The organism is Ruegeria sp. AL7 (genome assembly GCF_056536105.1).
Window position 1 is genome coordinate 1,849,320 of record NZ_JBQFJF010000001.1, and the last position, 20,508, is coordinate 1,869,827.

Below are 20,508 nucleotides of genomic sequence, written 5' to 3' on the forward strand. Positions count from 1 at the left end.
ACCTGTGCAAGTTGCACCTGGAACGCCGGGGCTGCAAGGACCTGAGTCATGATGATCGCTGATCTGGGCGACGTGAAACTGAATTACCGTGTCGATGGTGCGGCGGACGGCGCGCCACTGGTTTTTGCCAACTCATTGGGAACAAACCTGCACATATGGGACGCAGTGTTACCGCACCTGCCCAAAGGGTTGCGTATCATCCGGTATGACAAACGCGGGCATGGGCAATCCTCGGTTCCACCGGCGCCTTATTCTATGGGCGCCCTGATCCGCGATGCCGAGTCGCTGCTGGATCACCTGAAGGTTCGCGACTGCGTTTTTGTCGGCCTGTCCATTGGCGGGATGATCGCACAGGGGCTGGCCGTCAAACGTATGGATCAGATACGTGCGCAGGTTCTGTCGAACACCGCTGCCAAAATCGCCACTCCCGCAGTCTGGCAGGATCGGATCGACGCTGTGCGTCGCGGCGGGATTGAAGCGGTGGCAGACGCCCCGATGGAACGCTGGTTTTCCCGTGATTTCCGCGCAGCGCAAAACCACCTGCCATGGCGCGATATGATGATCAGCCAACCGCTTGACGGATATCTGGGCTGTTGCGCTGCCGTCGCCGGGACCGACTTCTATACACCCACAAGCGGCCTGCGCCTTCCCACGCTTGGCATCGCTGGAAGCGAGGACGGCTCGACCCCGCCCGATCTGGTGCGCGAAACTGTCGACCTGATCCCCGGATCGCGGTTCGAACTGATCCGCAGAGCTGGCCATTTGCCCTGCGTCGAGAAACCCGCAGAATACGCAGCAATCCTGACCCGGTTTCTGACCGATATCGGGCATATCTGAAGGAGAACAGCGATGGCGTCTTTCCTGTTGGTCCACGGCTCCTGCCACGGTGCCTGGTGCTGGCGCGATCTGATCCCTGCGCTTGAGGCTTTGGGACACTCTGCCCGGGCCATCGACATGCCCAGCCATGGTGCGGATCCAACGCCGGTGTCCGAGGTGACACTGGACACTTGCCGCGATGCCGTTCTGAGCGCCTGCACGCCCGATACGATTGTCGTGGGTCACTCGTGGGGCGGCTATCCGATCAGCGCCGCCGCCGAGGCTCGACCGGACGCCATGCGCGCCCTGATCTTTCTGTGCGCCTACGTGCCTCACGATGGGCTTTCGCTGGCAGATATGCGCAGGCGCGGGCCACGGCAAACCATTGCTCACGCAGTCGAAAAATCCGCAGACGGTCTGTCTTACACCGTGTCGGTAGATGCCATTCCCAGGCTGTTCTATCACGATTGTCCGGACGATATTCTGCCTTACGCCTATGCGCGCCTGTGCCCACAGGCCATTCTCCCCCAGGAAACACCACTGCCGGTCGGCACGAATTTCAACGAAGTGCCCAAGGCCTATATCCGCACCACGGATGACCAAACAATCCCCACGGAGTATCAGGCGGACATGTGCGCGTTCATCCCGAAGGACCTGCGGCTAACCATCGACAGTTCGCATTCTCCGTTTTTCTCGCATCCACAGGAACTGGCCGGATTGCTAAGCGAATTGGCAAGCAAATTCGGGTGATACCGCAGATTGTACGTAAAACTCTGTCTTCCCACATTCGGTGACTGTGCCTAGGGTGCCACGAACAGATCACCTGCCCGAGTCCCATGCGCCTGCCATCACTCTTCATCCTCAGCATCGTCATGATCGACGCAATGGGCATTGGTCTGGTGATGCCAATCATGCCGCAACTGATTGTAGACGTGCAGGGCAGCTCACTTGCCAATGCGGCGATCTGGGGCGGAGTGCTGAGTACGGCTTTTGCGGCGATGCAGTTCGTCTTTGGTCCAATCCTGGGAAACCTGTCCGACGCCTATGGTCGCAGAACCGTACTACTGGTGTCGCTGTTCGTCATGGCGCTTGATTATATGGTTATGGCCGTGGCCGGCAGTATCTGGCTGTTGCTGGCCGGTCGTATTGTCGGCGGTATAACCGCAGCCACACATTCCACCGCTGCCGCGTTCATGGCGGATATCTCCGATCCCAAGGACAAGGCCGCGAACTTCGGCCTGTTGGGCGCGGCCTTTGGCGTGGGTTTTGTCCTCGGCCCGGTGATCGGCGGGTTGCTCAGCGAATATGGAACCCGTGCCCCGTTTTGGGTGGCGGCAGGGCTGGTGGCACTGATCTTTGCCGTAGGCTGTTTCGTGATGCCTGAAACCGTAACCGACAAGACCCGGCGCGCCTTCAACTTGCGCCGCGCCAACCCGGTGAATTCGCTGCGCGCCATTGCTGCACTGCCCGGTATCCGGCCTATGCTGTGGGTCTACTTTCTGTATTCGGTCTCAATATACGTCTACCCCGCTATCTGGTCCTTTTTCACCACCGAGCGGTTCGGCTGGTCCCCTCAGATGATCGGCCTGTCACTGGGCGTCTACGGGATCGGCATGGCCGTTGTGCAAGGCGGTCTGATCCGCCCCGCAATCCGATTGTGCGGCGAGCGGGGCGCCATCATCTACGGGATGGGTTTTGAAATCCTCAGCTTCGCAATTCTGGCCTTTCTGACCAACGGGTTCATTGCGCTTTTGTTCATCCCAATCACCGCAATCGGGGCAATCACCACACCGGCACTTCAGGCAATGATGTCCAAAGCGACACCGGATTCGCAGCAAGGAGAGTTGCAGGGTGTATTGTCCGCGCTCCACGCGCTTTCGATGGTCATTTCGCCCTTGGTCATGACCAGCGTATTTGCGCAATTCATTCGCCCCGACACACCGCTGTACCTGCCGGGTGCTCCGTTCCTGCTGGCATTGGCGCTGATGCTGGCCGGGTTTGTGTTATTTCGCCGGTCCCCGCCTGTCGTGGCTTAACAACGACACACACATGACGGTTTCTGCCTTGCGATCAATCCTTTCCCACGCCACCGTGGGCCCAACGGAAGTGAGGGAAAACATGCAAACAATCAAAGCCGCAGTCTGCCGGGCATTCGGCGAACCCTTGGTTATCGAAGAGGTTCAGCTGGCCCCCCCCGGCACGGGCGAGGTCGAAGTGACACTGGATGCAGTAGCCATCTGCCATTCGGACATATCCTATGCCGAAGGTGCCTGGGGCGGCTTTCTGCCCGCCGTTTACGGCCACGAAGCCGCAGGCGTGATCTCCGCAGTTGGAGAGGCCGCCAGTGACTTCAGGATTGGCGAGCCCGTAGTTGTAACCCTGATCCGCGCGTGCGGGTCCTGCCCCACCTGTGCCGGAGGGCACCCGACAAATTGCGAAACACCGTACGACACCGTCAAAGGCCCGCTAAAAACGGCTGACGGTAGTCCTCTGGAACAGGCCATGGCCTGCGGCGCGTTTGCCGAAAAAGTTGTGGTGAGCCATCGGCAAATCGTCAGGATCCCCGAAAACCTGCCCAAAGACCTGGCTAGCCTTCTGTCTTGCGGGGTAATCACCGGGGTTGGTGCTGCGGTAAACGCGGCCGGTCTGCGTCCGGGTCAGGATGTTGTGGTCATCGGCGCCGGCGGCGTTGGCCTGAACGCTATTCAGGGCGCGCGGATCGCAGGCGCAAGGCGGATCGTAGCCGTCGACATGACCGAAGAAAAGCTGGAAATCGCGAGAGAGTTCGGCGCGACCCATGGCGTTCTGGCCAGCTTGCAAGAACCCTGGAACGCGGCGTTCGATACCCTTGGCGGGCGCGGCGCCGATGCGGTTCTGATCACTGTCGGCGCAATCGCCGCCTATGATCAGGCCCCGCGCTATCTTGGCCGCGGCGGCAAGGCCATCATGATCGGAATGCCGCATTCGGGCGGCATGGCCAGCTATGAACCGGTTGTTCTGGCAGCCCTGGGTCAGGGTGTTGTCGGCTCGAAAATGGGTGATGTGGTTATTCAGCGGGACATCCCCTGGATGATCGACCTCTACGAGCAAGGTCGGTTGAAACTGGACGAGTTGATCTCGGGCCGCTGGTCGCTGGATCAGATCAACGAGGCCATTGCCGATACCAAAACCGGATCTGCCAAGCGCAACGTGATCCTGTTCGACAGAACCTGATCCCCCGGCCCGGAGAAACTGAGATGAAACTGCAGGATCTCGACATCATCGTCACCGCCCCACCCGCTCCGGGTTGGGGGGGGCGATACTGGATATTGGTTAAACTGACGACTGACACCGGCATCACCGGTTGGGGCGAATGCTATGCCTCGTCCGTCGGACCCGAGGCGATGCGCCACGTCATTCGGGATGTGTTCGAACGGCACATGCTGGGCGAGAACCCCGAAAACATCGAACTTATGTTCCGTCGCGTCTATTCCAGCGGTTTCACGCAGCGCCCGGACCTGACGGTAATGGGCGCATTCTCGGGGTTAGAGATCGCCTGCTGGGATATTCTGGGCAAGGATCGCGACCGTCCGGTTTATGCGCTGTTGGGTGGCAAGGTGAACGAACGAATTCGCTCCTACACTTACCTCTACCCTTTGCCGCATCACACTTTGACCGACTTCTGGACTTCTCCCGAACAAGCGGGCGAAACCGCTGCTGAAATGGTGCGGCACGGCTATACCGCTGTGAAATTCGACCCGGCAGGCCCCTATACGATCCGTGGCGGCCACATGCCCGCGATGAGTGACATTTCCATGTCCGTCGCCTTTTGTAAGGCAATTCGCGATGCGGTGGGGGACAAGGCCGACCTGCTGTTTGGCACACACGGTCAGTTCAACACGGCTGGAGCCATCCGGTTGGGGCAGGCGCTGGAACCATACCAGCCCCTATGGTTCGAAGAACCCACGCCACCTGATATGATCGAGGACATGGCCCGTGTCGCCCGCAACGTCCGTATCCCCATCGCCACCGGAGAACGCATGACAACCAAGGCTGAGTTCGGAGCCGTTCTGCGCGCCGGGGCTGCGGAAATCCTGCAACCGGCGCTGGGGCGAGCCGGCGGAATCTGGGAGATGAAGAAAGTCGCCGCCATAGCAGAGATATTTAATGCTCAGATGGCGCCACATCTTTATGCAGGACCGGTCGAATGGGCCGCCAATGTCCACCTGGCCGCGTCGATCCCGAACCTGCTGTTGCTGGAAACCATCGAAACACCGTTCCATAATCAGCTTATCAAAGGCTCCATTCAGGTAGAGAACGGCTTCGTGATCGCTCCGACCGATCCGGGCCTTGGGATCGACATCGACGAAGAACTGGCGCGCGCGCATCCGTATGAAGGTCGCGGCTTGCATCTGCAAATGCAGGAAGAGCCCTGCGATTATGTTAACGGCAATGCTTTTCAGGGCGGTGCCCCTGCAACCGAGGGGTGACAACACAGACGTGTTTGAGGCATATTAACCCAAGATTAATGGCACAACGGTCAAAACGTGACACTCCTAGAAACCGAACCTCAGGCACACACCTCGGACACACCATCAGAAATGAAAGAAAATGCAGCCCGCGCGGCGGCATTTCTCAAGACACTGGCGCATGAAGGGCGCCTGATGATCCTGTGCCACCTTGGAAATGGTGAGAAATCCGTAGGCCAGCTTGAAGATTTGCTGCAATTGCGGCAAGCCGCCGTCAGCCAGATGTTGGCACGCTTGCGGGAAGAAGGGTTTGTCACCACCCGAAGGGATGGCAAAACGATCTATTATTCGCTGCGCGATGGGAATGCAGCGCAGATGATCGGCCTGCTGTACGATCTGTTTTGCGAACCTGCCAACTGATCGCTCCTAATTGGACACGTAACCGGCGATCACCTGCATCAGCTTGAACGCGGTTGCCGCATCGTTTTCCACAACGGCCAGGAACTCTTCCTCACCGATCCGAAGACAGGATAGGTTTGTTTCGGCCACCATGCTCAGCGCGCGTGGTTCTTTGCGGATCAGACCAAGCTCACCCACCAATGCGCCCGGCCCCACGGTGGTGATCAACTGGTCGGGGCCATCTTCCTGCGGCAGGTACAGGCCGGCCTCACCCTCCAGCACCACATAAGCGCCATCGGTCGGCTGATCATCTTTCAGGAACACCACCTGCCGGGGCTTGGCATCAAACCACTGCGCGCCAAAAGCCAGAAGGCGCAATTGCCTCCGGTCCAGTCCCGAAAACAAGGGAGTTTGCTCCAGCGCGCGGAGTTTCCGCGCCAGATCTGCTGAAGATGCGCTGTCTTTTCCCACGTCCACCGGTCCTCCGTCCGAGACGACACGACCTTGCCGGATTTCCACGAACATGTCGAATACGTCCGGGTTTTCGAACTGGTCATTGAGGTAGAACACCGTGGCATCCGGCAACAACTCGCGCAGCTTCTTGTAGACCGACACCTGCGTTTTCATGTCGTAACTGGCCAATGCCTGCTCCAGGATCAGGATATCCGGCTTCTTGATTGTCGCGCGGGTAAACGCCAGCGGTTCGGCAAAAACCGCCGGAAGGCTCTGCCCACCCAAAGCAACCGGAATGTCATAAATCAGCTCGACCACCAAAGGACGCGCGCCGTTCTCCTCCAACACGTCCACAATGACCTTGCGGGCCTCATCCGATCGCGCGCCACCAATCTGGCTGACCTTGCCGAACAGCGCGTTTTCCATGACCGTCAATCCAGGCGCGAAATCTTCCGGGTCCAGCGGAACAAAAGCGTCCTTGAGACTTTCCAACAGCTTGTCCGAATGACTCTGCCTCAGTTCCAGAATGCGGTCCTTCAGCTCATCCGTGAACGCCGGGCCAATCTGTTCAGCCGAGACGACGAAAGGCACGGCCAACATACTGGCCAGCTGTTCGTCATCCAGCCCTGACGTTCCCTCTTGGCGGGTCTGTTCAACCAGCTCCACAGCTGCCTCATAGGTCTTTGCATCAAGACCCAGCTTGCGGAACAACGGATGGTCGGTTCCGTCGAACCCGAAGATCTGGCGCAGCATCTCGATCACGTCACGCGTCAGGGCGATCAACGTCTCATCCAGTCCCAACTCTCGCAACTGCATGAGGAAAACCTTCTGCCGGGCAAGCAAAGCCTGCGTCACCGGCACGCGAGGCGTCGCAAAAAGCAGGTTTTCTGCAACAGGCAGCGCCGGGTTGTAAGCATTCCGGTCGAAAATCAGCGCCTGCTGCTCAAGACCCGCGTCATGGACCGCCTGCCGCACAAGCGGGCGCAGCTCGATCAGTTTCTTTGCCAGTTCGCAGTGTTCGGTCGCAACAAAGCTCTGTTCAGCACCACGCCGGAACAGGGCAGCCCCGGACCCCATTCCATCAATCAGTTGCAACCACCAATCGCGCAACGCCGTCGCGTCTTCAAACCCGGCCAGCGCCGGGTCAAGCCATTCCACCCTAAACGGATCCATGCTGTTTCCAGCCCGCAAGGTCTCGGCAAAATCTGGGTCATCTGTGGATTCAGCCAAGGGTTTGAACCGCATCGGCATCATCACGTTGTCACCCAACGTTCCCTGAAACATGACCGGGCGGGATGTGGCATACCCGATACGTGCGGCCACCACGCCCTGATGCAGGTCTGCCAGGTTCAGATCCCCCACCTGAACCGTGCCGGCAGCGGGCAAAATCTCGCGAGTCAGTAACTCCCCCATGGCGCGACGGTCCTCTTCGCTGGGTGCGGCGATACCAATCGTTTTGCCGCCGGGGAAAGTCAGATTCAGATCATCCAGCACCTGATTGCCGTCCATGTCGCGAACCGAGACGTGCTTTAGTGCTATATCGCCGCTGAGGTGGGGGCGCTCTGCTGGTTCGCCCTCGAACAGCGCTTCGTCCTTCAGTCCAGCCGGATCGAAACGGTCAACGACGATATCCCAGCGCAACGACATGTCCTGAGTTTGGTTGTAATAGGTCAGCAGCTCTTTCCAGGGTGAGCTCAGATCCTTGTACGCCGCCAGCGCCGCAACCAACGCCCCCAAAGAAACCGAGCCCTGCAACACCAGAAGGCCACCGATCAGGTAGAACATGAATGGTGTCAGCTGCGAGATGAAGTTGTTTATGAATTTCATAAAGAACTTCTTCTGGTAAATATCAAAGCGGATCGCAAAAAGCCGCCCCAATTGATCGGAGATCATAGCCCGGCGATAGCGCCAGCCGCCATTGCTGCGGAGGGTTGACGCACCTGCCGCGTTTTCGCCGATCTGGGCAGCCAACGCCCGAACTTCCTGAATACGTTTCTTGTTCAACAGGTTGATCTGACGCTGCAATTTAGGGATTAACCAGGCCTGCACCGGGATCAGGGCGACAGCGGCCAGCCCGAACCAAAAGCTTTGCAAGAACAGGAAAGAAAGGATGGTAATCATCTGACCGGCTTGCAGAACCGGCTGGCTGATCGCATCGCCCATCAGCCCACCCATCGGTTCGCTCTCAGCTGTGATCATCGAGACCATTTCGCCCTGGCTGACCCGTTCGAAATAGGGTTGCGGAAAAAGAAGCGCGCGGCTGACCAGCTGATACCGAAACCGTCGCAGCATGCGTTCGCTCAGCACACCCTTCATGGTGTTGATGCGCATTTTCATCAGCCCGTGCGCCAACACGGCAACAAGGAAAACAAAGCACAAGATGATCAGGAAATTCGTCTGTGAAAGCGTATAGCCCCAGACATCCACTTCGGCCGTTGTCGAACCGATTGCGTCGTTGATGATACGCTTGGGCAACTCCAGCGTAAGATAGAGCAGCGGAAACAACGTCGCCGTCACAGCCAGCAGGATCAGCTGATCGCGTTTGGAGTATTTCCAGATAAAGCGGAAAATCGTGCGTTCTATGGAACCTGCCCCTACTGCTGGCTGATAACGCGGCCCGGATGCCACGCACCCGGATTCAACGGTTTGAATTTACTGCCATACTGACACGTTATGCAAATTTTTTCCCACCCGAGAATTTTCTTTATCTTATGTGAACTAGTTCATTTACGCATGGCCGTGTTATTGCCTAAAGTCAGTTTAGAACGATATCGGGAGGGTTCTTTTGACTGCCAGTATTGGCGCGGTGTTACTTATGCTTTGCCTTTTTCAGGTCAAGCACATGTTCGCTGACTACTACCTCCAGACACCGAAAATGCTCTCTGGCCGAGGCGAGTATTTTCACTTGGGACGCGCGCAGCACGCAGCAGTACATGTTGCGGGCTCTGTCATCGTGTTTGCCGCGTTTGGCGCTCCGGTATTGTTCATCCTGATTGTCGGACTGCTTGAATGGGTCATTCATTTCAATATCGATTTCTTGAAAGCTAGCTATTCAGACAAGAAACAGCTTGAGCCGACGCAGGCCGCGTTCTGGCGTGCGGCTGGGTTAGACCAGTGCCTGCACAACCTGACCTATGTGGCGATGGTCTGGGCCTGGGTGACTTTCACGGCAACGTAGCTCGTATCAGGATATGCCGTCCGATGCGCAGCCCGGAAGCTATGCGCCTATCCCTCGGCCGGTCATAGCGAGGCCAGCTGTTAACCTGCCCCACTCGACTTTGATCGATGCCAAAACCCGACTAGCCCAGAACCGAAAAACTGCTTTCCTCATTGATCGGGCGCTTGCGTGAGTAAAAGCCCACGTCGATGGTCCGTTTAATATAAGGCAGTTCGAATTGCAGCGGTTCCGCGTCGTGATCCGCTCCGCCTTCGCAATATGCGATCAGGGCTGCCATCATCTTACCCGCAATCGGTGCATTCTTATACTGGTTCCCGCTGGATCCGCAGGCCATGTAAAACCCCGGCAGGTTGGATTTGTCATAGATCGGAATCCAGTCGGTTGAGGCATCGTAAAGGTCAACCACACCACGCGTTTTCGATGGGATGCCAAGGGAAGGCACGCGCTGCGCATATCGCATGGCCTGTGTGGTCCATTGATCCGTGAATTCGCGGTTGTAGGTGACGTCATCCTCGCACCATTGATGCGGATCACACTCCGGATCCTCTGATCCCACAAGGATGTGATTGCCGTGTTCCGGGCGGCAATAGCAGGCAATGTCGCTGTCCGAGACGATGGTTCCGTCGTTTTCAAAGTCGAACCCTTCCGGGGCAGGGACATGTACGACCTCTTGCCGCAGGGGGCGGGTTTTGATGGTCATGTCATCCAGAACGCCTGCCATCCCATTGATGATAGCCGAGCCCGGCCCGGCCACGTTCACGACAACCCTTGCGCGTATTTCTTCGCCTGAGGCAAGTTTTACACCGGAAACACGTCCATCCTCGGTCAGGATCTCGGTTACTTCGGCACTGGTGCGAACCTCGGCTCCGTGCTGTTTGGCAGCATCCATCAGGTTTTGCGCCGACAAGGCCGGGTCGGTGACATACCCCGCCTGAGGCCAGTACACTCCACCCGACATCTTTCGCCCGTTGGGCTGGCCGAATTCCGGGTCATCCATGCGGCGTGCCGGGGCAAAGCTGTCCAGCGAATAAACCGGCAGGCGTTCAACCACTTTATCCCCCGACCATTCTTCGAACGGGCAATCCAGTTCTGATGAATTGCGCATGTGCTTTTCCAGCATCCCGTTCGCCTCGGTCTTCATAACCAGGCAGCCGGTTTCCCTGAACTGAGCCAGATTGGCCCCCTCCGCCAGTCCAAGATAGTCAGCCCAGTCGCGCCAGTAATGATAGCCTTCCCAGGCAAACGCCGTTCCATCGAAGGTGGAATAATGCATCCGGATGATCGCGCAGGACCCGGCGGTTGAACCGTGTCCAACCTGTGTGTTGCGATCCAGAGACAGGGTTTTCCAACCCGCCTTGGACATTTCGAACGCGATGGCCGCGCCGATCACGCCGGTACCAATGATGATTGCGTCTGGTTGACTCATGTCGGGTCTCCTTTCCAGTAGCGCCGGGAATATGCGCTGAATTCTTCAACTTCTTCGGGTTTCGGTTCGACGCCCGTGAAGGCGTATAGGTAATGCGGCACCATCGAGATCCGCGTCTCGAAGGGTTCGTTCAATTGTGCCAGATCATATCCGATCTGCATGTAATACAGCACGCGCGCACGCGTTTCGGACTCGATCTCGGAATAGCCGTATCTGGCGAACATCGCGTGCAAAGCCTCAAGCCGCCGTGTGTCTGACTGGTCCAGCGCACGGCGAACTTTGCCCGATTTACGCGCCCAGTCGCGCACGGCAAAGTCCAACGCGGTGTCAAACAAATCCGTATTGACCACACAACGATGCACGTTGCAGACCGCGCCCGTTATCGTGTCGGCTGGTGCTTCGGCCTGTTTTACAAGCGCAACCGTATTGGTCGCCTGCCACCGCGCCAGCAGTGCATCCAAAAGTTCCTGTCTGGACTTGAAGTACCAGTAGAAGGATGAACGTGACACGGCCATCCGCTCGGCCAGGTTAAGAACCTTGATCTGGTCCACCCCGTCCGAAATCAGCACGTCCATCGCCACATTCAGCCAGTCGTCGCGGGTGACCTTGATATTGCCGATCAGGGGCTCGGCCTCGGGATCATCGCGGTGAAGGATAGGTTTGTTGTTCATTCAACTCTCCGGTGGCGCCCCGCCCTCTGCGGTGCGGCGTGCGATAAAGTCCTGCAAGGCACCAAAACGATCATTGTCTATGGCGGGGGCCTTGAAATCGTTCAGGATACCCTGCCAAACCCCCGTTGCACGTTGGTTGGCATCCGTCGATCCTCGCTCGGTCCATGTGCCGAAATTGGCGTAGTCATGGACATGCGGTTGATAGAACTCGGTGGTGTAGCGCTCCATCGTCTGGGGGCAGGCAAAGAAATGACCGCCGGGCGCGACCTCACTTAAAGCGGTGTCAAAGCCAATCTCGGCAGGCCCCGCCTGCGCGCCTGCGCAAAGCTCGGCCACCATGTTCAGCACCTCGGCATCACAGACCAGCTTTTCGAAGGATACGGTCAATCCCCCTTCCAGCCAGCCCGCTGAATGAATGATCACAGTCGCGCCGGCCATCAGGCAACCCCAAAGGCCAAACTGGTTTTCATTCGCCGCCTGTACGTCGTTGCTGTTTGACGCCGACCCTGCCGCCGACCGCCAGGGCAGGCCAAGGTGACGCGCCAACTGGCCTGCGGCCAGTGACGCCTGAAAATGCGAGGGCGTCCCGAATGCAGGCGCGCCGGATTTCATGTCCACATTGCTGGTGAACGTGCCATAACAGACCGGAGCGCCCGGTCTGGCCAGCTGCGTCAAGGTCAGCGCGGCAAGCGCCTCGGCATGGGACAGGGTGATTGCCCCGGCCACGGTGATCGGCGCCATCGCCCCCATCAGAGTGAACGGAGTGATGATCGACATCTGACCGTGGCGCGCAAAGTCGATCAGCCCTTGCGCCATGGGAATATCCAACGTGCGCGGGCTGTTTGTGTTGATGATCGTGTAACAATGCGCATTGCCCCGAAACTCATCATCCGACAGACCGCGCGCCGTGGACAGCATCTCAAAGCAATCCATGACCTGCGGCATGCCGCGCGAGAAGAGGAACGGAAACTTGTCGGTCAGTTCCATCTGCGCCTGTGTCGTGAAGTAGTGGCGCAAATGCGTCGGTACATCCTGCGGTTCAACCTGAGGCGAGATCATCTGGAACACATCGAAATGATGGGTGAGCTTCAGAAACTCCAGATAATCCTGACCCGTCGCCGGGCGACGGCCACGTTCCAGATCGGTTGCGTTCGGTGCGCCTGCCCCTGGTTGAAAAACCAGCGATCCCAGTTCCAGAGTAAAATCCCGATGCCGTGAACCGGCGCGACAAGCGATAGATTTGGGGGCCGAGGAAACAGCAGCCTCAACCATCTCGCGCCCGATAAAGACCATTTCACTGTCTTCATCCATGCGCGCACCACCCTGCTTGAACAGCTTGCGTGCCTCGGGAAGCAAGGTCTTTACACCCAACTCCTCGAGCGTACGCAACGCTGTCTCGTGCATGTTCGCGATCTGGTCAGCCGGGAACACCTCCATCAAAGGGAAAGGGTTCCTGAGCTGGCGATAGTTCACGTCGCGGCTGGGCTGCGGGGCAGCCTCGCCCCCTCGCCTTCGGCGTCGTCGGTCCGGAGCCGTCATGATCAGCCCCGCATCGCTTTGCCCTGAGGGTCGTAAGGCGACGGTGCAATTACCCGCGCCGGACATTCCACACCCACCACATGGACAGACAGTTCCGTACCCGGGTCCACCTTGTCACGGTCAATCAAGGCCATCGCCAACGACTTGCCGGTATAGTGCCCGTAACCGCCTGAGGTCACAAAACCCACGCGTTCACCATTGGCCCAGACCGGCTCATACCCGCTGGCATCGGCGTCCAACGCATCGATTTCCAGTGTCACCTGCACCTGCACCGGGCCATTGCCATCCCGTTCGGCCAGAGCGGCCTTCTTGCCGATGAAATCCTTGTCCCAGTCGATCCAGCGATCCATGCCGGTCATGCCGGGTGTGTAAGCCTGCGTGAACTCTGCCGACCAGATGCCAAAGCTTTTCTCAAGCCGGGTTGATAGCATCGCATTGAAACCGCACTCGCGGATACCCTCTTCTGCACCGGCTTCCAGCAAAATGCGGCGCAGCTTGATGTGATCGCCATAGCGGCAGTTGATTTCATACCCTTTTTCGCCGGTCACCGACATACGAGCCACGCGGGCACGGACGAGACCGATGTCGAAATCACCGCAGCCCATGAATTTCAGACCCGAGATATCCTGTTCGGCCAATTTTTCGACCACCGCCTGCGATTTTGGTCCGACCACGGCGAACCCGCAATACTCCTCTCCCAGGTCGCGGACAGTGACCCCATCCGTCATATGATCGTTGAACCATCGCATATGCCAGGCGCGCAGGTAATAGCTGCCCATGATCCACCAGGTGCCATCGCCCCAGTTCAACACGGTCAGATCGCCTTTGAGCCGCCCGTCCTCGCCCAGCATCGGCGCCAGTTTGGCACGACCCGGGGCGGGCAGTTTCGATGCCATAACGTTATCCAGCCACGCTTTGGCATTTGGGCCCGAAACCTCAAAGCGGGAAAAACCCGTGATATCCATCAGGCCCACGCCCTCACGGATGGTCCTGCATTCAGCGGCCACGATGTCGTGCGCGTTCGAACGTTTGAGCGTTGGCGTTTCCTCGAACCCTTTGAGCGCGAAATACAGCGGCACCTCCAGATCCCAGCTGACACCCCATTTGCATCCGGCCTCGGTCATCGCGTCATGCGCCGGAGCCATCTTCAGCGGGCGACCCGCAGGCAATTGCTCGTTCGGGTAGGTCATCACAAAGCGGCGCGAATAGAACTGGCCAGTGGTTTCACGGATATACCGCTTGTTCTGTGCGAAATCACCATAGCGCGCCACATCCATCGGCCAGGCGTCCGCTTCGGGCTCACCATGGATCATCCATTCGGCCAGTGTTTTGCCAACGCCACCACCTTGCAGGAACCCGGCCATCACCGCGCAGGCGGTCCAATAGCCGCGCTTGCCCGGAACCGGACCGACCAGCGGGTTACCGTCCGGCGAGAACGTGAACGCACCATTGACCCATGTCTTGATGCCCACGTTCTGGATTGACGGATACCGCTCAAAGCCCAATGTCAGTTCGTTCTCGATCCGGTCAAGCTGTTCCTGAAACAGTTCCTCGCCATAGTTCCACGGCGCGCCATCCATCGCCCAGTGTTCGTGATCGACCTCGTAGATCCCCACCAGAACGCCCTTCTGGTCCTGCCGCATATAGGTGAATCCTTCTAGGTCCACAGTCATCGGCATCTCGAAATCCGCCTGCGCCACTTCGGGCACAGTGTCTGTGATCAGATAGTGGTGCTTCAACGGTGAGACTGGCAACTCTACCCCGGCCATACGCCCAACCTGCTTGGCCCAGAGCCCGGCCGCGTTGACCACATGTTCACAGGTGATCGTGCCCTTATCGGTCACAACCTGCCAACCATCATCTGTCTGGATCAGCTCTTCGACCTTGGTTTCCTCGAAATATTCGGCACCGCGATTTCTGGCCGCAGTCGCATAAGCCTGAACAGTGCCTGTCGTATCGATATACCCTTCGCGATCCGCCCACATCGCGCCCAAAACACCGTCGGTTGACATGATCGGGCAGCGTCTCTGTGCCTCTTGCGGGGTCAGCAGCTCGCAATCATCAATGCCGATGGACTGGAAGATGCGGTAATTAGCCTGCAACCACTCCCAGCGTTCAGGCGTACCGGCCAGCGTCAGACCACCGGTCATGTGCAAACCGATATTCTGGCCCGATTCTTTTTCGATCTCACTCAGCAGGTCAATTGTGTAGGCCTGCAACGAGGCCATGTTTGGATCCGCGTTCAGGGCATGGATACCGCCCGCTGCATGCCAGGACGATCCCGATGCCAGCCGCCGCCTCTCCAGCATGACCACATCCGACCAGCCGAATTTGGCCAGATGATACAGAACCGAAGCACCAACGACGCCCCCTCCAATGACCACTACGCGATATTGGGATTTCATCCCGACCTCCCTGAACAGAATCTGGGAAGACGCTAGTGGCACTGTTCAGTTCTGTCTAGACATTTATGTACAGTACGGAATGCGAGAACTCTGCCGAATGCTTTGCAAACCTAAAGCTGGGCGCTTGGGCGGGTTTTCACGCTTTCAAACCAAACCTGCGTGTTCGTATTGCCGTCCGGTATCCGCATCTTAATGACGCGCGCGAAATCGACAAAAACAAAAGTGGATATATCCGCCAGAGTGAATTCATCGCCCGCAACATACGCGCTTTGCTTCAGCCGCGCCTCCAGCAGTTCAAAAAACGACGCAACCCGCTCGCGCCCACGCTGCGCCAGTTCGGGGATCTGCGCATGATTTACCGTGCCGGGAATGGCACGGTCTTTGAACGCCGGGTGGCTGTTGCGCAAAGCCTCAGCGATGGGCGCACCACCCTGCTGCTCGGCAATTGCGTTCCACATCAAGACCAACCCTTTTTCATCAGCGGTACGGCCCATTAAGGACGGCTCGGGGAAACGCGCTTCAAGATACGCGGCGATGCCAAGATTTTCGGTCAGGACTGCGCCTTCATCCGTTACCAGAACCGGGATTGTGGCCCGGGGGTTCACCGCACGAAACTCAGTGCTCAACTGCGCGCCCTCAGCAATCGAGATTTCGTGCGTTTCGATGTCCAACCCTTTTTCCGCGATAAACATGCGGGCACGGCGCGGGTTTGGGGCCGTAGAGCAATCGTAGAATATCATGCGGGCCCCTTCTCTCTGGTCAGCGCCGATAGATGAAACAGCGCCCTTCGACGGCACCCTCGGGCAACGGCATTTCCTCCAGCGCCTCGAAATACATCCGGTCACTTGATACCATTAATCCACCCGATGCCAGCAAGGGCTCGATCAACGGGGAAACAAGCCGCGCAAAGATGTCGTTCTTTTCGCGATTATGCCCCCCAAGGTCTGCATGAATGAGGCTTGCTGTCGGTCCAAACCTGTCGACCGCCGCTGGCAGCGTCTCGCGCACATCCCCCAAGATCACCCGATCCTCGGGCGGGGTTGAATCAGGGTGCGAAGCCACCGCGCGTTCGAACACAAAGACAGGGCGTCCATCGATATGCTGCACAAGATGATGATAGGTGCGCCCATTGCCCAGACCCAGTTCAAACACCGGGCCAGCCATGCCTGCCGTTTGCGCAATCGCGTGATCCAGGCAGGCGCGCTGCGACACCATACGATCGATAAACAAGTCCAGACGACTTTGATTCTCGGACACTGGCAAATATCTCCTTGATACCAATCGAAAGCATAGGTGCCCCCGACGCCGCCTTAGATGACAAATTCTCAAGACTTTGTGTAGCGACGAAGCCCAAAGTTTCACATTTTCGCGACATTTCAGCCCAAGAACGGGTTTGACTAGACAGGCGGAACCGCGCGACACTGACGAAAAAATCACGGGGAGTTGAAACGACCGATGTCACCAAGCGGCCAAACGGTTGGAAAACCTGCATGAGAGCGTTGTTGTCTGTCAGAGACCTCAGCATCGGCTTTGGTGCGGGAAGTTCAGTGGTCACGGATGTGAATTTCGATGTCAAACCAGGAGAAACCTTGGCGCTGGTCGGTGAATCGGGATCGGGTAAAACCATCACGTGCCGGGCCGTCTTGCGGATTCTGCCGCGAACGGCCCAGATACGCAGCGGCACGATAACTCTGAATGATTCCAAGGGCACATGTAACCTGACAGCTGTCTCCGAGCGGGAAATGCGCGGCATTCGTGGCAATCGCGTTTCGATGATCTTTCAGGAACCCATGCGATCGCTGTCACCTCTGCACAAGATTGGGAATCAGGTCAGTGAAGTCCTGTGGCTGCATCGCGGGCTATCTGAGTCTGAGGCGCGCAAAAAGGTCCTGACGCAGTTCGAGCGCGTGGGCTTTCCAGATCCGCAGCGCGCCTATGACTCCTACCCGTTCGAACTGTCGGGCGGAATGCGCCAACGCGCCATGATTGCGATGGCAATGGTATCCAAACCCGAACTGCTGATCGCGGATGAGCCAACCACCGCGCTGGATGTGACCACGCAAGCGCAGGTTCTGGGACTGATCAAGGAATTGCAGCGCGAGACCGGCATGGCGCTTATTCTGGTGACCCATGATCTGGGCGTGGTTGCCAACATGGCCGAACAGGTTGTGGTCATGCACAAGGGCCGCATCATGGAGGCTGGCCCGGCCGCACCAATCCTGACCTCCCCCGCACATCCATATACCAAACAACTGTTTGATGCTGCACCGGAAATTCCTGATCAGGATGCTGTGGGTATACCGATGCCGGACGACGATCTGATCCTTCAGATGAAGGGTGTCTCCAAAACCTACACGATGCGGTCCAGCAAAGGGTGGCAGGCCGACAAGGAAATCTATGCGTGCAAAGGGGTCGATCTGAATTTGGCACGCGGCAAGACGCTGGCCATTGTCGGTGAAAGCGGATCAGGTAAAACGACAGCCGCGCGGATCGCGTTGGGTGCGGAACTGCCCGATCCCGGCGGAGAAGTCCTGTTTCGCACCGCGCCGAATGCCGATCCTATCACGGTGCACAACATGACCCGCGCCCAGCGAACGGCGTTTCAGCGCAATGCGCAGATGGTGTTTCAGGATCCCTACAGCTCGCTCAGCCCACGGATGCGCATTCAAGACGCGATGACCGAGCCGCTGGAAATTCACCGTATCGGAACAACGGCCGAGCAGCGCGACAAGGCCGCCGAGATGTTGCAGCGCGTCGGCCTGACAGCCGACATGCTGAAACGCTATCCACACGCCTTTTCGGGGGGGCAGCGACAACGTCTGTCGATAGCCCGCGCCATGATGCTCGACCCGCAGCTCATCGTGTGTGACGAACCCACCTCGGCGCTGGACGTATCGGTACAAGAGCAGATTCTGACCCTGTTGGAAAATCTACAGGACAGCCTGAACCTGTCCTATCTGTTCATCTCGCACGATCTGGCTGTGGTCGCGCGGATCGCCGACGAAGTTGCCGTGATGCGTCGCGGCCTGATCGTCGAGCAAGCACCACCCGAAACTCTTTTCTACAATCCGCGCCACCCCTACACCAAAGCGCTGATTGCCGCTCAACCCGAACCCGACATCAATCGCCCGATCGACCTGCAAGTGGTTTCCTTGGGCGCCGGCGCGCCGGACAGTTGGGATGAAGCCTTTCGTTTCTCGGACACCGTGATACCCTCATTGGTGGAATTGGAACCGGGCCATAAGGTACGTTGCCATGTTTAAGACCACTCGCCCCCTGATCCTGGCCGCTTCGCTGGCGCTCATCGGGATGCTGCCCGCCACGGCCGAGACGATCCCGACGCCGCAGGAAAGCGCGTTCTGGAACGCGGAAGTAGAAGCGGGCAATCTGCCACCCGTTCAGGAGCGCCTGCCAGCGGACCCGCTGATTGTAGATCTGGCAGCAAAGGGTCGCGAGTTCGGCAAACAGGGCGGCACCCTGCGCACCATGATCACGCGGTCCAAAGATATCCGCCAGATGGTTGTCTATGGCTATGCCCGGCTGGTCGGTTTTGACCAGAACTATGAGATTATCCCCGATTTGCTGGCGTCGTTTGAAAACGAAGACGGCCGCAAGTTCACCCTGAAACTGCGCGAAGGGCACAAATGGTCAGACGGTTCTCCGTTTACGTCGGAAGATTTCCGCTATTGGTGGGAAGACGTTGCCAACAACAAATTGCTCAGCCCGTCAGGCCCGCCGGATTTTCTGATAGTCGAAGGCAAATCACCCACCGTTACCTTCCCGGATGAAACCACAGTGATTTTCGAATGGGAGGACCCTAACCCGGGTTTTCTACAATCGCTGGCTCAGGCAAGACCGCCCTTTATCTATCGTCCCGCAGCGTTCCTGAAACGATATCACGAGAAATATGCCGACCCCGAGGAACTTGCCTTTCTGGTCGACGATGCCCGCGTCAAAAGCTGGGCCGCGCTGCACAACAAGCTCGACAACCTGTACAAGTTCGACAATCACGAATTGCCCACGTTGCAACCTTGGCTGAACGCAAGTTCCGGCAAGAAAATCCGCCACAATTTCGTACGTAACCCCTATTACCACCGTATCGACAGCAAAGGGGTTCAGCTGCCCTATATCGATGTGGTCGAGATGGAGATCGTTGCCCCCGGTCTGGTTGCCGCCAAAACCAATGCAGGGGAAAGCGACCTGCAAGGCCGGGGTCTGGATTTCCGCGACGCTTCGATCCTGAAAAAAGGCGAAGCGCAAGGCGGCTACAAGACATTGCTGTGGAAAACCGGCGTTGCATCGCAAATCGCGATTTATCCGAACCTCAATTTCGAGGATGACGTCTGGCGCGATGTGCTGCGTGACGTCCGTGTACGGCGCGCCCTGTCCCTTGCCATCGACCGCGAGACAATCAACCAGGCTTTGTATTTCAAGCTAGCGCATCCCGGCGCAATGTCGGTTCTGCCGGCCTCGCCCTTTTATGATGAGAAGAATGCCACCGCATGGGCCGGTTACGATGTCGGCCAGGCCAATGCGTTGTTGGATGAGGTCGGCCTGACCAAGCGCGACAAGAACGGTATTCGCCTGCTACCGGACGGGCGCCCTATGGAGCTGGTGATCGAAACCGCTGGCGAGCGGCAAGAGGTTGAAAACGCCCTTCAGATCGTTACTGACACCTGGCGCGAGATCGGGGTCAAGCTGGTCATGCGCCCGTTGGATCGCGATATCCTTCGCAACCGGGTGTTTGCAGGTAACTCGATGGCATCGGTCTGGTATGGATGGGATGACGGTATCCCGCAGGCGCACACGTCCCCGGCGTACCTGGCACCGACCGATCAGGTCTTCCTGGCCTGGCCAAAATGGGGCCAGTTTTATCAGACAGGTGGTGAAGCCGGGGAAGCCCCCGACATGCCCGAGGCAGAACGCCTGATGCAACTGGCCCATGACTGGGAGGTCGCAACTACCGATGACGAACGCAAGGAAGTCTGGACTGAGATGCTGAGAATCCACGCCGACCAGCTTTTTGCCATCGGTATCCTGAACGGAGCACCCCAACCGATTGTCGTGTCGAACCGTCTGCGCAATGTGCCGGAACAGGCCATGTGGGCATGGGAGCCCGGTGCGCATTTCGGCGTTCACCGCCCGGACGAGTTCTTTTTCGCCGACTAAGCAG

At 58.1% G+C, this 20,508-nt stretch carries 16 protein-coding genes; 9 read left to right on the forward strand and 7 right to left on the reverse strand.

Going from position 1 to position 20,508, the window contains the following annotated elements; genetic code table 11:
- Positions 1-48 precede the first annotated feature (48 nt).
- The 6 genes from pcaD (at position 49) to ACR3E2_RS09230 (ending at position 5,684) form a co-directional block, all read left to right on the forward strand.
- Positions 49-837, forward strand: a complete 789-nt coding sequence (gene pcaD / locus ACR3E2_RS09205) for a 3-oxoadipate enol-lactonase (RefSeq protein ID WP_480484034.1) — start codon at positions 49-51, stop codon at positions 835-837.
- A 12-nt stretch (positions 838-849) separates the two neighbouring features.
- A complete protein-coding gene (locus tag ACR3E2_RS09210; protein WP_480484035.1) occupies positions 850-1,566 on the forward strand; it encodes an alpha/beta fold hydrolase in 717 nt (238 codons plus the stop codon).
- A gap of 86 nt (positions 1,567-1,652) precedes the next feature.
- Positions 1,653-2,852, forward strand: a complete 1,200-nt coding sequence (locus tag ACR3E2_RS09215) for a TCR/Tet family MFS transporter (RefSeq protein WP_480484036.1) — start codon at positions 1,653-1,655, stop codon at positions 2,850-2,852.
- Between the two features lie 82 nt (positions 2,853-2,934).
- Positions 2,935-4,029: a Zn-dependent alcohol dehydrogenase gene (locus tag ACR3E2_RS09220; RefSeq protein WP_480484037.1), complete on the forward strand. Its 1,095-nt coding sequence runs from the start codon at positions 2,935-2,937 to the stop codon at positions 4,027-4,029.
- Between the two features lie 23 nt (positions 4,030-4,052).
- The gene (locus ACR3E2_RS09225; RefSeq protein ID WP_480484038.1) at positions 4,053-5,285 is read left to right on the forward strand and encodes a mandelate racemase/muconate lactonizing enzyme family protein; all 1,233 of its coding nucleotides are present in this window, start codon (positions 4,053-4,055) and stop codon (positions 5,283-5,285) included.
- Between the two features lie 111 nt (positions 5,286-5,396).
- Positions 5,397-5,684 carry an ArsR/SmtB family transcription factor gene (locus tag ACR3E2_RS09230; RefSeq protein WP_480484075.1) on the forward strand — a complete coding sequence of 96 codons (288 nt, stop codon included), beginning with the start codon at positions 5,397-5,399 and terminating at the stop codon, positions 5,682-5,684.
- Positions 5,685-5,690: 6 nt separating this feature from the next.
- Here the strand turns inward: ACR3E2_RS09230 and ACR3E2_RS09235 are convergent, their stop codons facing one another.
- Positions 5,691-8,744, reverse strand: a complete 3,054-nt coding sequence (locus ACR3E2_RS09235) for a cyclic nucleotide-binding domain-containing protein (RefSeq protein WP_480484039.1) — start codon at positions 8,742-8,744, stop codon at positions 5,691-5,693.
- A gap of 187 nt (positions 8,745-8,931) precedes the next feature.
- On the opposite strand from ACR3E2_RS09235, the gene ACR3E2_RS09240 reads away from it, so the two are divergent.
- Positions 8,932-9,294 (forward strand): DUF3307 domain-containing protein, encoded by a 363-nt coding sequence (locus ACR3E2_RS09240; RefSeq protein WP_480484076.1) that lies wholly within the window; start codon positions 8,932-8,934, stop codon positions 9,292-9,294.
- Between the two features lie 121 nt (positions 9,295-9,415).
- Here ACR3E2_RS09240 and ACR3E2_RS09245 read toward each other — a convergent pair whose 3' ends face one another.
- The 6 genes from ACR3E2_RS09245 to ACR3E2_RS09270 all read right to left on the reverse strand — a co-directional run bounded on the left by ACR3E2_RS09245 (position 9,416) and on the right by ACR3E2_RS09270 (position 16,592).
- Complete coding sequence (locus tag ACR3E2_RS09245; RefSeq protein ID WP_480484040.1) at positions 9,416-10,720, reverse strand: NAD(P)/FAD-dependent oxidoreductase; 1,305 nt, start codon at positions 10,718-10,720, stop codon at positions 9,416-9,418.
- Positions 10,717-11,391: a TetR/AcrR family transcriptional regulator gene (locus tag ACR3E2_RS09250; RefSeq protein ID WP_480484041.1), complete on the reverse strand. Its 675-nt coding sequence runs from the start codon at positions 11,389-11,391 to the stop codon at positions 10,717-10,719. The genes ACR3E2_RS09245 and ACR3E2_RS09250 overlap by 4 nt, the downstream gene beginning before the upstream one ends.
- Positions 11,392-12,930 carry a trimethylamine methyltransferase family protein gene (locus tag ACR3E2_RS09255; RefSeq protein ID WP_480484042.1) on the reverse strand — a complete coding sequence of 513 codons (1,539 nt, stop codon included), beginning with the start codon at positions 12,928-12,930 and terminating at the stop codon, positions 11,392-11,394. It abuts the gene before it with no gap.
- Between the two features lie 2 nt (positions 12,931-12,932).
- The gene (locus ACR3E2_RS09260; RefSeq protein ID WP_480484043.1) at positions 12,933-15,335 is read right to left on the reverse strand and encodes a GcvT family protein; all 2,403 of its coding nucleotides are present in this window, start codon (positions 15,333-15,335) and stop codon (positions 12,933-12,935) included.
- A gap of 110 nt (positions 15,336-15,445) precedes the next feature.
- The gene (locus ACR3E2_RS09265; RefSeq protein WP_480484044.1) at positions 15,446-16,075 is read right to left on the reverse strand and encodes a glutathione S-transferase family protein; all 630 of its coding nucleotides are present in this window, start codon (positions 16,073-16,075) and stop codon (positions 15,446-15,448) included.
- A 19-nt stretch (positions 16,076-16,094) separates the two neighbouring features.
- Complete coding sequence (locus ACR3E2_RS09270) at positions 16,095-16,592, reverse strand: class I SAM-dependent methyltransferase (RefSeq protein ID WP_480484045.1); 498 nt, start codon at positions 16,590-16,592, stop codon at positions 16,095-16,097.
- A 233-nt stretch (positions 16,593-16,825) separates the two neighbouring features.
- On the opposite strand from ACR3E2_RS09270, the gene ACR3E2_RS09275 reads away from it, so the two are divergent.
- Together ACR3E2_RS09275 and ACR3E2_RS09280 are read left to right on the forward strand one after the other, a co-directional pair.
- On the forward strand, positions 16,826-18,598 hold the full coding sequence (locus tag ACR3E2_RS09275; protein WP_480484046.1) for an ABC transporter ATP-binding protein: 1,773 nt from the start codon (positions 16,826-16,828) through the stop codon (positions 18,596-18,598).
- Complete coding sequence (locus ACR3E2_RS09280) at positions 18,591-20,504, forward strand: ABC transporter substrate-binding protein (RefSeq protein WP_480484047.1); 1,914 nt, start codon at positions 18,591-18,593, stop codon at positions 20,502-20,504. The genes ACR3E2_RS09275 and ACR3E2_RS09280 overlap by 8 nt, the downstream gene beginning before the upstream one ends.
- Positions 20,505-20,508 lie beyond the last annotated feature (4 nt).